Here is a 12,690-nt window from a genome sequence, read left to right as displayed (position 1 = left end):
AAGCCTGGACCGCCACCCGCGACCTCCCCACCCTCCCCCCGCAGACCTTCCGCGACTGGTGGCAGAAAAACCAACCAGCCAACCACCCCCAGACCAAGGAGAACGGCCAGTGACCTCCCGCGACACCGTCCTCACCCGCATCCGCAACGCCCTCGCGGACGTCCCCCGCGACGACCGCCCGCACGACACCCCCCTCACCAGGGACTACCTGCACACCCACGCCGACCGCACCCCGCAGGAGACCGCGACCCTGCTCGCGGAGAACCTCACCGACTACCGGGCCCACGTCCACCACACGGACGAGACCGGACTGCCCGCGACCGTCGCCCGCCTGATCGCCGAGCACGGCAGCCGCAGCGTCGTCACCCCGCAGGGCCTGCCCGCGCACTGGCTCGACGCGATCGGCCCGGACACCGAGCGGCACACCGACCGGCCCGAGCAGACCACCTACGACCTCGACGCGATCGACACCGTGGTCACCGGCTGCGCGCTGGCCATCGCCGAGACCGGCACCATCGTGCTCGACACCTCCCCCGACCAGGGCCGCCGCCGGATCACCCTCGTCCCCGACCACCACATCTGCGTCATCACCCCCGCGCAGATCGTCGCCTCGGTCCCCCAGGCCCTCCCCCGCCTGGACCCCACCCGGCCTCAGACCTGGATCTCAGGCCCCTCCGCCACCAGCGACATCGAACTCGACCGCGTCGAAGGCGTCCACGGCCCCCGCACCCTGGACGTCATCATGGTTGTGTGATCGCACAAACGAGGCGGACAGCTGGATCATGCGGCTTATGCAATGCGCCAGGAGACTTATCCCTCGCAGATGCGTCACTATGATCGTCACAATGACCTGGTGCGCGGCAGAGAGAGAGTTCCTGTGATGATCCGTACCGAACGGCGCCGCGGCATGGTGGCGGCCGTCGGCGGCGCCGCCGTACTGCTGGCGCTCACTGCCTGCTCGTCCTCGGACAAGGGTTCCGACGGCTCGTCGTCCCCCTCCGCCTCGTCCTCCGCTTCCGCGTCGGCGACCACGCCGAAGGTCACCGGTTCCGTGACCGTGTTCGCGGCGGCGTCGCTGAAGGAGTCCTTCACGACGCTCGGCAAGCAGTTCGAGGCCGCGTACCCCGGCACGAAGGTGACGTTCAACTTCGGCGGCAGCGACGTGCTCGCGGCCAGCATCACCTCGGGCGCGCCCGCTGACGTCTTCGCGGCGGCCAGTACGAAGACGATGAAGATCGTCACCGACGCCAAGGACGCGGCGGGCACTCCCGCCCCCTTCGTGCGCAACCAGTTGGAGATCGCGACGCTGCCCGGCAACCCGGACAAGATCGCGTCGCTGAAGGACCTGACGAAGTCCGGCCTCAAGGTCGCGCTGTGCGCGAAGACGGTGCCGTGCGGGGCCGCCGCGCAGACGGCGCTGACCGACAGCGGGCTGAAGCTGACGCCGGTCAGTTACGAGCAGGACGTGAAGGCCGCGCTGACGAAGGTGGAGCTGAAGGAGGTCGACGCGGCGGTGGTCTACAAGACCGACGTGAAGGCCGCGGGCGGCAAGGTGCAGGGCGTGGACTTCCCCGAGTCGGCGAAGGCGATCAACACGTACCCGATCGTGGAGCTGAAGAACGCGCCCAACGGGACGGCCGCGCAGGCGTTCATCGCGCTGGTGCGGTCCGCCGAGGGCCAGAAGGTGCTCACCGGGGCGGGCTTCCTCAACCCGTGACCGGTCAGGAGCGGTGGGGCGCCGCGGCCGGTCCGGGACTTCCCGGGCACCGGCCGCGGCGCCGCTTCGTGCGCAGCCGCGGCGGTGTCCCGCTGCCGTTGCTGCTGCCCGCGCTGATCGCACTCGTCTTTCTGCTGCTGCCGCTGCTGGCGCTGCTGATCCGGGCGCCGTGGCGGAGCCTGCCGTCGCAGCTCACCAGTTCCGAGGTGTGGACGGCGCTGCGGCTGTCGTTGGAGACCGCGACCACGGCGACCGCCGTGTCGCTGGTGTTCGGGGTCCCGCTGGCGTGGCTGCTGGCCCGTACGACGTTTCCCGGCCGCGGTCTGGTGCGCTCGTTGGTGACGCTGCCGCTGGTGCTGCCGCCGGTGGTCGGCGGTGTGGCGCTGCTGCTGGCGCTGGGGCGCAACGGTGTGGTGGGGCGCTGGCTCGACTCGGCGTTCGGCGTCACGCTGCCGTTCACGACGGCCGGTGTGGTGGTGGCGGAGACGTTCGTGGCGATGCCGTTCCTGGTGATCACCGTCGAGGGGACGCTGCGGGCGGCCGACACGCGGTTCGAGGAGGCGGCGGCGACGCTGGGCGCCTCGCGGTTCACCGCCTTCCGCCGGGTCACCCTGCCGATGATCGCACCGGGTGTCGCGGCGGGCGCGGTGCTGGCCTGGGCCAGGGCGCTGGGCGAGTTCGGCGCGACCATCACCTTCGCGGGCAGTTTCCCCGGCCGTACGCAGACGATGCCGCTGGCGGTCTATCTGGCGCTCCAGGACGATCCGGCCGCCGCCATCGCGCTCAGTCTCGTCCTGCTCGCGGTCTCCGTCGCGGTCCTCGCCGGGCTGCGCGAACGCTGGACGGCCGCGTCATGAGACTCGACAAGGGGGACGGGCCCGACGTGCGGGGTGCCGAGGACGCCGACGGCCTCGACGCGCGTCTCGTCCTGGACCGCGGCACCTTCCGGCTGGACGTACGGCTGTCGGTGCCGCCCGGCGAGGTGCTGGCGCTGCTCGGTCCGAACGGCGCGGGCAAGACCACCGCGCTGCGTACGCTGGCCGGTCTCGCCCCGCTGTCCGGCGGCCATCTGCGGCTCGACGGGCGGACGCTGGAGGAACCGGCGGTACGGCGGCGGGTGCCGGCCGAGGACCGGCCGGTCGGAGTGATCTTCCAGGACTATCTGCTCTTCCCGCATCTGACCGCGCTGGACAATGTCGCCTTCGGGCCGCGCTGCCACGGCGCGTCCAAGGCGGACGCGCGGGCGCGGGCGGCGGATCTGCTGGACCGGATGGGGCTCGCGGACCACGCGGGCGTCAAGCCGCGGCGGCTGTCCGGCGGGCAGGCCCAACGCGTGGCGCTGGCCAGGGCGTTGGCGACCGGGCCGCGGCTGCTGCTGCTCGACGAGCCGCTGGCGGCGCTGGACGCCCGCGCGCGGCTGGACGTACGGGCGGAGCTGCGCCGCCATCTGGCCGCGTTCGAGGCGGTGGCGGTGCTGGTGACGCACGACCCGCTGGACGCGATGGTGCTGGCCGACCGGCTGGTGGTGATCGAGCACGGGCGGGTGGTGCAGGAGGGCACGCCCGCGGAGATCGCCCGCCGTCCGCGTACGGACTACATCGCGCGGCTGGTCGGGCTCAATCTCTACCGGGGCGAGGCCGAGGGGCACACGGTCCGGCTCGGTCCGGAGCTGACCGTGACCGCCACGGAGGAGCTGACGGGGCCCGCCTTCGTGGCCTTCCCGCCGAGCGCGGTCACGCTCTCCACCGACCGGCCTGCCTCCAGCGCGCGCAACACCTGGCGGGCCAGGATCTGCGGCCTGGAGTCGCACGGCGACCAGATCCGTGTCGCCCTCACCGGAAGCGCCGACGACCTGCCGCTGACCGCCGACCTGACGGCGGTGTCCGTGGCCGAACTGGGCCTGCACGAGGGCGCGCAGGTGTGGGCGACGGTCAAGGCGGCCCAGACGCACGCCTATCCCGCGTGAGCCGGCCGGGCGGCGGGGCTCAGCGGTACCGACGCGGCGGCCCTCAGCGGGAGTTCGGCGGCGAGCCGGCCCCCGGTGTCACGGCCAGCAGATTGCGGGCGATGGTCAGCAGATAGGCGCGGACGGTGGCGCTGCCCGGCTCGATCCGGCCGAGGTGCAGCCAGGCGCGCAGCAGCGTCTCGTGGGCCACGTCCTCGGCCTGCGCGCGGTCGCGCACGTGGCCGAGGGCGAACGACACCAGCATCTCGTAGTGCTCGGTGTGCTGCCCGGTTTCGCGTTCTTCCGGTGTCACCGGTCGTCCCCTCCCCCGGGGGCGGCGCACGCCGCAACCCCTGTGGGAGTAATACGCGACCGGCGCGCGCCGCGTTCATCCGGGGTGGGTGTGGCCTCAGGTGGGCGTGGGGCGTACGAGTACGGAGCCGGGCCGTGGCCCGGCTCCGCTCGGGTGTCGGCCGGCCGCGGAGATCAGCCCGGCCGGGGGATCAACTCGGCAGCGTCCACTGCTGGTTGGCGCCCGTGCCGCAGGTCCAGATCTGGAGCCGGGTGCCGTTGGCGCTGCTGGGGCCCGTCGCGTCCAGGCACTTGCCCGACCCGGCGTTCACCAGCGTGCTCCCGCTGCGCGTCCACTTCTGGGCGGCGCTGCCGTTGCAGTCGTAGAGCTGCACCTTGGTGCCGTTGGCCGTGCCCGCCGAGGTGACGTCCATGCACTTGCCGAGGGCCTTGAGCGTGCCGTCGGAACCGACCGCCCAGGTCTGGGCGCTGGTGCCGTTGCAGTCGTAGAGCTGTACGGCCGCGCCGTTGGTGCTGCTGGCGCCCGCGATGTCCACGCACTTGCCGCCGTAGCCGTGGATGGCGCCGGTCGGGCCGCCCTGCGGCGGGGTGACCGGGCCGCTCTGGCCCGCCGCCCAGCGGATCTCCTGGATCAGCAACTGGTTCTGCTGGGCGCTGGCGAAGGTGGACGACAGCGCGGTGTTGGTGTCGTAGTTCATCGCGTTGTGCCCGAAGTTGTTGTAGACCATCCTGTAGTTCTTGTTGGTCCACACGATCGGGTAATAGCCGCTGTACCAGGTCTGGTTGGGGTCGGTCCCGATCGGGAACGTCGACTGGTCCATCGAGGCCAGGATGTCGATGTTCGGGTTCTGCCGCAGGTCGTTCTGCCAGCTATACCACTCGCTGACGGACGAGGCGATCGTGCCGGGCAGGCCCGCGGTGGCCGGGTGGTTCGGGTCCTCGATCTTCAGCGTCTCGGCGGTCGGCCCCCAGGTGTTGGACTTGAAGGTGCCGGTGCCGAGGAAGGTCTGGTGGTACCAGGACCAGCCGTTGGACGACGCGTCGTTATAGGCCGCGACATGGAAGCCGATCCAGCCGCCGCCGTTGTTCATGTACGTCTGGAACGCGCTCTGCTGGGCCGCGGTCTGCGGGGCGTTGTCGAGGAACATGACCACCTGGTACTGGGCCAGGTTGGCGGTGTTGAGCTGGCTCCAGTCGTTGGTCGAGGTGTACGAGAAGCCGTACTGCGCCGCGTGCTGCGGGAACCACGCGTTCGCTTCGTGGACGAAGTTGATGTGGGCGGCGTCGTACGTGCCGTCGTAGAAGGCGATCACCTTGAAGTCGGCGGCCTGCGCGGTGTGCGCGGGCCCCGCCTGTACCCCGAGCACCACGGCGAACAGCGCGAACAGCCTCAACAGGGTGCGCGACCAGGGTATTTGTGTGCGGGATCTGATCATGTGGGGGACCTTCCTTGTGCGCGACGGTGGGGGACGTGCGCCTGTACCGCGATTGAAAGGTCCAGACTATGTTCATGTCAATGACTCGCGGTCGAATCCTTGACCTAGTAACAGCGTTGACCGGGGGGTGAGTTGTTTTTCGTTCACTTCCTTGACCCAGCCCTTGACGCGGCGGCCCGGTGGGGCGATCCTTCCGAACCAACGGACAAGAAGCTTTCCTTCCACGCACCACCGCATACCTCCCCCTTACCACTGGCCCGTACTCCTCCCCGTCGGGCCCCGTCCGACCCCATCGGCCTCATCCGACCCCATCGGCCTTCATCAGTCCCCATCGGCCTCATCGCATCCTTCGGACCGCGTCGCCCGCGGAGCACGGTGCGCGACCGCGGCGACGCTCACAACCCCGGTGGGGGCCGGGGGGTCGCAGGTCGGGTGCCGGGTGTCCGTTTCGTTCAAGACACCCGGCGCCCGGCCCGCCTAGCGTGAACGGCATGAACGCACCCCTCACGCCCCGTATCGATCTGATCGGCCTCGTCGTCGCGGACATGGCCGCCTCGCTCGCCTTCTACCGGCTCCTGGGCATCGAGCTGCCCGCGGCGGCGGACGCGGAGCCGCACGTCGAGGTCACGCTCCCCGGCGGTCTGCGGCTGGCCTGGGACACCGTGGAGACCGTCCGCTCCTTCGACCCCGGCTGGTCGGCCGCCACCGGCTCCCGGATGTCGCTGGCCTTCGACTGCGGCGCCCCCGAGGGCGTGGACGCGGCCTACGCCGAGCTGACCGGGGCCGGGCACACCGGCCACCTCAAGCCGTGGGACGCCTTCTGGGGCCAGCGCTACGCGGCCGTGTACGACCCGGACGGCAACACCGTCGACCTCTTCGCCGCTATGCCGGAGCCGTCGGCTGGATGAGCCGCCCGAGCGGCACGCCCGCGAGCGACTTGACCTCGCGCGCGAGATGGGCCTGGTCGGCGTAGCCCGCGACCGCCGCGACCTGCGCGAACGCGGTGCCCCCGCGGGCCAGCTCCAGCGCCCTTTGCAGCCGCAGCACCCGGCCGAGCGTCTTGGGCCCGTAGCCGAACGCGGCCTCGCAGCGGCGGCGCAACTGCCGCTCCCCCAGGCCCGTCCCGGCCGCGATCGCGCCCACCGGGCGGCCCGCGGCCAGCGCCCTGGCGACGCCGGCCGGGAGGGGATCGACGGGCCCGGCCGCGCCGAGCCGCGTCACCGCCCAGGCGTCGAGGACGGCCGCGGCGTCCCGGCCGCCCAGCCGGTCCGCCAGCCGTCCGGCGCGCGCCGCGGGCCACAGCGCGTCCAGCGGCACCCTGCGGTCGCGCAGCTCGCGGGCCGGCACTCCCAGCACCAGCGGGCCGAGCCCCGGCGCGAACCGCAGCCCCGCGTACGAGCCGCCCGGCGGGTCGTCGGCGACGAACGCGCGGGTGTCGGGGCCCGCGACCAGCAGACCGCCGTCGTACCAGATCAGGTCCATGCAGCCGTCGGGCAGCACGCGGTAGGACCCGCCGCCGTTCTCACGGGTCCACACGGTGACGCCCGGCACCGCGGCGGCACGTTCCTCGTACATGCCTCCATGGTGCACCGCGACCCGGCCGCCGGTCCCGCCGAGCCGAGCCGCGCGTCACAGCTCCGGCGGAAAGGGCGGCATCGGCGGCGGGGGCGCGGCGGGCGGCGGAGGCGCGGGCCGGGAGGCCGAGCGGTGCGGGGCCGAGTGCCGGGCGGGCGGGGGCGCCGGAGCCATCGGCGGTACGTCGGGGCGGCGGCGCAGCCGGGACCGCACATCGGCGTGCGGCAGGAATTCCGCCCACCGCTCGGGGTATTCGGCGGGCGGGTCGTCGTCGGGGTCGCCGTCCTCGTCCCCGGCGTACGCGGCCCTGCGGGCGGCGGCCTGCGCGACGACCTCGGCCGCCGCGGCCTCCCGCAGCCTGGCGTTCTCCTCGCGGGCCGCGGCGGTGGCCAGCGACGGCCACACCCGGTCCACGGCCGCGTTGACGGCCGCGCCGACCAGGACGGCGAAGGCGGACACGCCGATCCACAGCAGGACGGCGACCGGCGCGGCCAGCGAGCCGTAGATCGTCGGTCCCTCGACGGTGTGGGTGAGGTAGATCCGCAGGACGAAGCTGCCGACCACCCACATCAGCAGCGCGATCAGCGCGCCGGGCACGTCCTCGTACCAGGCGGAGCGCACCGGCACCGACACGTGGTAGAGCGTGGTGAGGAAGGCGATCGTGGCGAGCAGGACGGCGGGCCAGTACAGCACCGCGACCGCGCCCTCGCCGCCCGGCAGCACGTCGACCACCGCGTCGGGTCCCGCGACGACCAGCGGCAGTACGGCGGCGCCCAGTATCAGCGCGACGACGTACAGCACCAGCGACATCAGCCGGGTCTTGACGATGCCGCGGCGGCCCTCCAGGCCGTACATGATGGTGATGGTGTCCACGAAGACGTTGACCGCGCGGGAGCCCGACCACAGGGCGATCAGGAAGCCGAGCGAGATCAGGTCCGGGCGGCGGCCGTGGAAGACATCGTCGACCAGGGGTTTGACGAGCTGGTTGACGCCCTTGTCGGAGAGCACGGTGGAGGACGCCGTGAGGATGTTGTGCCGGATGTGGTCGATGGTGTCGAGGCCGATGACGGTGTCGACGTAGCCGAGGGCGCCGACCAGGCCGAGCAGCAGCGGCGGCAGCGACAGCAGGACGAAGAAGGCCGCCTCGGCGGCGAGGCCGGTCACCCGGTACTCCATGCAGGAGTTGACGGTGTCCTTCAGCAGCAGCCAAGCGACCTTGCGCTTGGAGACGTTGCGGTACACCACCCGAGCCCGGCGCCACCTGCTCGGGCGACGATGGCCTCTTTCTTCGGCTGCTTGCACCCCCTTACGTTAGCTGCCATGAGCACCCTCACTCACACGGTGACCAATCAGGCTCCGCCGCTGGTCGGCCATGACGTGTACAGCACCGACAGCGCCCTCGTGGAGGCCGTGGCCCGCCACGCCGATCCGGCCGGGCTCACGGAGATCACGGACGAGTTGAGCGAGCTGGGCAAGGCCGCGGGATCCGCCCAGGCACAGCGCTGGGGCGAGGAGGCGAACACGTACTCGCCCGTGCTGCGCACCCACGACCGCTACGGCAACCGGATCGACGAGGTGGACTTCCACCCCTCGTACCACCGGCTGCTCGGGCACGCGGTCACCGCCGGTCTCACCGACGCCTGGTCGCGGCCCGACGGGCACCTCAGGCGGGCCGCCGGGTTCCTGGTCTGGTCGCAGGTCGACGCCGGGCACGGCTGTCCGGTGTCGATGACGCACGCGGCGGTGCCCGCGCTGCGCACCGACCCGGCGCTGGCCGCCGAGTGGGAGCCGCGGCTCGGGTCGCGGGTCTACGATCCGCAACTGGTCGCGGCCGGCGAGAAACCGGGCGCGCTGTTCGGAATGGGCATGACGGAGAAGCAGGGCGGCTCCGACGTACGGGCCAACACCACGCACGCCGAGCCGCTGGCGGAGGACGGCGCGTACGCGCTGACCGGGCACAAGTGGTTCTGCTCCGCGCCGATGTCGGACGGCTTCCTCGTCCTGGCGCAGGCGCCGGGAGGGCTGACCTGCTTCCTGCTGCCGCGCGTGCTGCCGGACGGCACCCGCAACGTCTTCGCGATCCAGCGGCTGAAGGACAAGCTCGGCAACCGCTCCAACGCCTCCTCCGAGGTGGAGTTCAGCGGTACGTGGGCGCGGCGGGTCGGCGACGAGGGGCGCGGGGTGGCCACCATCATCGAGATGGTCGCGGCGACCCGTCTCGACTGCGCGCTGGGCTCGGCCGCCCTCATGCGGCAGGCGGTGGCGCAGGCCGTGCACCACGCCACGTACCGCAGCGCCTTCGGCGGGCCGCTGGCCGACAAGCCGCTGATGCGCAACGTGCTGGCGGACCTCGCGCTGGAGTCGGAGGCCGCGACGACCACGGCGCTGCGGCTGGCGGCGGCCTGCGACGCGGACACCGAGCAGGAGCGGCACTTCCGGCGGCTGGCGGTGGCCGTCACCAAGTTCTGGGTCACCAAGCGCTGTCCGGTCGTCGCGGCCGAGGCGCTGGAGTGCCTGGGCGGCAACGGCTACGTGGAGGAGTCCGGCATGCCGCGGATCTTCCGCGAGTCGCCGCTGAACTCGGTGTGGGAGGGCTCGGGGAACGTCCAGGCCCTCGACGTGCTGCGCGTCCTCCAGCGGGAGCCGCTGGCCCTCAACGCCTTCCTGGCCGAGCTGGGGCTGGCCCGCGGGGCCGACCACCGCCTCGACGGCGCCGTCAAGGACCTCCTCGGCGAACTCGCCGACCTCGACGGAGTCGAGACCCGCGCCCGCCGCATCGTCGAGCGCATGGCGCTGGTCCTCCAGGGCACCCTCCTGGTCCGCTTCGCGCCCCCCGAGGTCGCCGACGCCTTCTGCGCCTCCCGCCTCGGCCACGACTGGGGCGCCACCTTCGGCACCCTCCCCCACACCCTGGACCTGTCCTCGATCGTCGACCGCGCCCGCCCGGTCCAGTCCTAGGGCGCGTCCGCGAAGTCCCGTCGCGGCGGAACGGAAAACGGCGCGGCAGCGGCTGTCCCTCCGCTCGCCCCCCGAAGGGGGAGCAGAAAGGTTTCCGCCGCCGCGCCCACGGAGGGTGGCGCCGCGCCGACTCGGCACCACCCCCGGTCTGTTGGGCCGTCAGGCCGACCGTCCCGGCAGCGCGGGCGGGGGGCTGCCGCGCGCCGGTGACGCCGCGTCACTCTCCGTCGAAGTCGCGTACGCTCGCAATGGTTGCAGCCCGTTGCACATGTCGTCAGGCCGTGCGGGGACCTCCGGCGGAGGGGAGGGAAATCGCGACGGCCGGGCCCGTACGGCGGCACCATGGGCAGTGGAAGACGGAGAGCACGCAGGGCGGGGGCGACGTGACACACTTTCCGATCCAGGTCGGCCGGAGGGACGCGATGGACGCCCGCGCGTCCGCGCACCTGCTGGCCTCGGTCCGGGAAGCCACTCTTGCGGGTGATGTGCCGCCGAAGCCGCCGCGGCCGGTGATCGGCGAGTCATGGACACGCGCCCTGAGCCGGGGCCTGGACCCGGACACCGGTCGCAACGACGGGCTGCTGGGCACCGACGAGCTGGAGTACCGGCGGCAGTCCACCCCGCTCGGCGCTCTGCTGCCGCTGCTGCGCGACGGTCTGCACGCGGTCGCGGACGTGGCCGGGCACATCATGATCGTCACCGACCCGGAGGGCCGGGTGCTGTGGCGCGACGGCAGCCTCGCGTCCCGCAAGTCCCTCGCCGACCGGCTGGGCTTCGCCGAGGGCGCGAGCTGGGCCGAGGACGCGGTCGGCACGAACGCGATCGGTACGGCGCTGGTGACCGGCACCCCCCTCCAGGTGCACTCCGCCGAGCACTACGTGCGCAATCTGCACGGCTGGACCTGCGCCGCGGCCCCGCTGCACGATCCGCGCGACGGACGGCTGCTGGGCGTGGTGAACGTGACCGGTCCCGCCTCCACCGCGCACCCGGCGAATCTGTCGCTGGTCTCCGCGGTGGCCAGGGTCGCCGAGGGCGAACTGCGGGCCAGGCACTGGGCGGCGGTCGAGCGGCTGCGGTCGGTGGCCGCGCCGCTGCTGGCCCGGATGGAGGGCCAGGCGCTGGCCGTCGACCCCAACGGCTGGGTGGCCGCGGTGGCCGGGATGGCGCCGCCGGACCGGCTGCAACTGCCCGCGGCCGTCAGCGCCGGGCAGATGTGGCTGCCCTCGCTCGGCCTGTGCTCGGTGGAGCCGCTGCCGGGCGGCTGGCTGGTACGGCTGGGCAGCCGCGAGCGGGCGTCGGGCGCGAGCCAGGTGGTGCTGGACGTGAGCCGTCCGCGCAACTGGATGGTGACGGTGAGCGGCGCGGCCGGGAGCTGGGCGCAGCAGCTCAGTCCGCGCCACGCGGAGCTGCTGTTCGTGCTCGCGGTGCACCGCGGCGGCAGGACCGCGGCCGAGCTGGCGGCCGATCTGTTCGGCGATCCGAGCCGTACGGTGACGGTGCGCGCGGAGCTGTCCCGGCTGCGGCGGAATCTGGCGGGCGTGCTGGCGCACCGGCCGTACCGTTTCGCCGACGGGGTGAATGTCGAACTCATCCGTCCGCACCACCCGTTGGACCTCCTCCCGCACTCGCTCGCGCCCGCGGTGCTGGCCGCGCGCCGCTGACCGTACGGCCGCCGGGCGCGACCGGTCACCGTACGTGTCCGGCCGCATTCGCGTGATGACCATCGAAACGAGTCGGCGGCGCGGCCGTCAAGAGGACGTGTCCGCGCCGTGGGGGCGCGCGGAGCGCGGTACGGGCGCGGGCCGGGGGCGAGATCCGGCCACCGGGTGCCCGGTCGCGGCGTCCGGGGCGGGCCCGGGGCGCCGGGCCGCACCGCCTAGGGTGGGCCGCATGAGTACGCCCGTGACCACCTGGTCCCTCGAACTGACCTCGCCCGACGAGCTGCGGGCCGCGGCCGTGCCGCCCGAGGCGTCGGGTGTCCGGATCGTGCGGTCGCAGGTCCCGTCGGCCGAATTCGGGCGCTTTCTGTATACGGCGGTCGGCGCGGACTGCGCGTGGCGGGACCGGCTGCCGTGGCCGCCGGAGCAGTGGCGGGCGCATCTGGCGCGGCCCGGCACCGAGGTGTGGGTGGCGTACGAACACGGCACCCCCGCGGGTTATGTGGAGCTGGGGGCGCAGGACGCGGGCGTGGTGGAGATCGTCTACTTCGGGCTGCTGCCGGACTCCAGGGGCCGCGGTCTCGGCGGCCATCTGCTGTCCTTCGGCACCGAGCGGGCCTGGGACCTGGGCGACCGCTGGGAGGGAAGGGAACCGACCGAGCGGGTGTGGGTGCACACCTGCTCGCTGGACGGGCCGTACGCGCTGGACAACTACCGGCGGCGCGGCTTCCGGGTGTTCGACACGACGGTCGCCGCTTCCCCGTCCACTTAGCCGGGCGCGTGACCGTGCGCGCGCCGGGCGCGTGACCGTCCGCGCGCCGGTCGCGCCGGGCGGGGCGTGACCGACGCCACAGTTTCTCACCTGGTGAGATTATCTGGTCCACATAATGGATGGCGGTGGACTCTCCGGAGACCCGCATGCCACGCTTTCGTCATGTCACGCACTGGAATCGCCTTGGTAGGTCGGCCGCACGTCGACTTCTGCCGCGTGTCCAGCGCCATCTGTCCGGCGGTCTGACCGACTTAGCTCCGCTCCCCGCCATCCCCGTCGTCGTGGATGCCCGGGAGTCCCCGGCCGCCCCGCTGTGT

General features: G+C 72.8%; 13 protein-coding genes. 9 read left to right on the top strand and 4 right to left on the bottom strand.

Annotated elements, in window-relative coordinates; genetic code table 11:
* The first annotated feature begins 109 nt into the window (after positions 1–109).
* The 4 genes from ACFY9V_RS31390 (at position 110) to ACFY9V_RS31375 (ending at position 3,683) form a co-directional block, all read left to right on the top strand.
* On the top strand, positions 110–754 hold the full coding sequence (locus tag ACFY9V_RS31390; RefSeq protein ID WP_391163904.1) for an LUD domain-containing protein: 645 nt from the start codon (positions 110–112) through the stop codon (positions 752–754).
* A 126-nt stretch (positions 755–880) separates the two neighbouring features.
* Positions 881–1,717 carry a molybdate ABC transporter substrate-binding protein gene (gene modA, locus ACFY9V_RS31385; RefSeq protein WP_391163903.1) on the top strand — a complete coding sequence of 279 codons (837 nt, stop codon included), beginning with the start codon at positions 881–883 and terminating at the stop codon, positions 1,715–1,717.
* On the top strand, positions 1,714–2,574 hold the full coding sequence (locus ACFY9V_RS31380; RefSeq protein WP_391048694.1) for an ABC transporter permease: 861 nt from the start codon (positions 1,714–1,716) through the stop codon (positions 2,572–2,574). The genes modA and ACFY9V_RS31380 overlap by 4 nt, the downstream gene beginning before the upstream one ends.
* Positions 2,571–3,683, top strand: a complete 1,113-nt coding sequence (locus tag ACFY9V_RS31375; protein WP_391163902.1) for an ATP-binding cassette domain-containing protein — start codon at positions 2,571–2,573, stop codon at positions 3,681–3,683. The genes ACFY9V_RS31380 and ACFY9V_RS31375 overlap by 4 nt, the downstream gene beginning before the upstream one ends.
* A 43-nt stretch (positions 3,684–3,726) precedes the next feature.
* On the opposite strand, the gene ACFY9V_RS31370 is transcribed toward ACFY9V_RS31375, so the two are convergent.
* Positions 3,727–3,975, bottom strand: coding sequence for a sigma factor (locus ACFY9V_RS31370; RefSeq protein ID WP_355338762.1), 249 nt, complete (start codon positions 3,973–3,975; stop codon positions 3,727–3,729).
* A 190-nt stretch (positions 3,976–4,165) separates the two neighbouring features.
* Positions 4,166–5,410, bottom strand: coding sequence for a ThuA domain-containing protein (locus ACFY9V_RS31365; RefSeq protein WP_391163901.1), 1,245 nt, complete (start codon positions 5,408–5,410; stop codon positions 4,166–4,168).
* A 491-nt stretch (positions 5,411–5,901) separates the two neighbouring features.
* Between ACFY9V_RS31365 and ACFY9V_RS31360 the strand changes: the two genes are divergently transcribed.
* Complete coding sequence (locus ACFY9V_RS31360) at positions 5,902–6,318, top strand: VOC family protein (protein ID WP_391163900.1); 417 nt, start codon at positions 5,902–5,904, stop codon at positions 6,316–6,318.
* On the opposite strand, the gene ACFY9V_RS31355 is transcribed toward ACFY9V_RS31360, so the two are convergent.
* Positions 6,293–6,985 carry a helix-turn-helix domain-containing protein gene (locus ACFY9V_RS31355; protein WP_391163899.1) on the bottom strand — a complete coding sequence of 231 codons (693 nt, stop codon included), beginning with the start codon at positions 6,983–6,985 and terminating at the stop codon, positions 6,293–6,295. The genes ACFY9V_RS31360 and ACFY9V_RS31355 overlap by 26 nt on opposite strands.
* A gap of 54 nt (positions 6,986–7,039) precedes the next feature.
* Entirely contained in the window at positions 7,040–8,287 is a 1,248-nt protein-coding gene (locus ACFY9V_RS31350; RefSeq protein WP_391048707.1) for a YhjD/YihY/BrkB family envelope integrity protein, read from the bottom strand.
* Positions 8,288–8,305: 18 nt separating this feature from the next.
* Between ACFY9V_RS31350 and ACFY9V_RS31345 the strand changes: the two genes are divergently transcribed.
* From ACFY9V_RS31345 to ACFY9V_RS31330, 4 genes are all read left to right on the top strand, one after another.
* On the top strand, positions 8,306–9,943 hold the full coding sequence (locus ACFY9V_RS31345) for an acyl-CoA dehydrogenase family protein (RefSeq protein WP_355338747.1): 1,638 nt from the start codon (positions 8,306–8,308) through the stop codon (positions 9,941–9,943).
* A 383-nt stretch (positions 9,944–10,326) separates the two neighbouring features.
* Positions 10,327–11,604, top strand: coding sequence for a GAF domain-containing protein (locus tag ACFY9V_RS31340; protein WP_391163898.1), 1,278 nt, complete (start codon positions 10,327–10,329; stop codon positions 11,602–11,604).
* Between the two features lie 229 nt (positions 11,605–11,833).
* The gene (locus ACFY9V_RS31335) at positions 11,834–12,373 is read left to right on the top strand and encodes a GNAT family N-acetyltransferase (protein WP_391163897.1); all 540 of its coding nucleotides are present in this window, start codon (positions 11,834–11,836) and stop codon (positions 12,371–12,373) included.
* Between the two features lie 162 nt (positions 12,374–12,535).
* Positions 12,536–12,619 carry a putative leader peptide gene (locus tag ACFY9V_RS31330; RefSeq protein ID WP_355338823.1) on the top strand — a complete coding sequence of 28 codons (84 nt, stop codon included), beginning with the start codon at positions 12,536–12,538 and terminating at the stop codon, positions 12,617–12,619.
* Positions 12,620–12,690 lie beyond the last annotated feature (71 nt).

Source organism: Streptomyces sp. NPDC008317 (assembly GCF_042955955.1).
GTDB lineage: Bacteria > Actinomycetota > Actinomycetes > Streptomycetales > Streptomycetaceae > Actinacidiphila.
The sequence above is the reverse complement of the archived record's forward strand: the minus strand, read 5'-3'. Positions and strand labels throughout refer to the sequence as shown.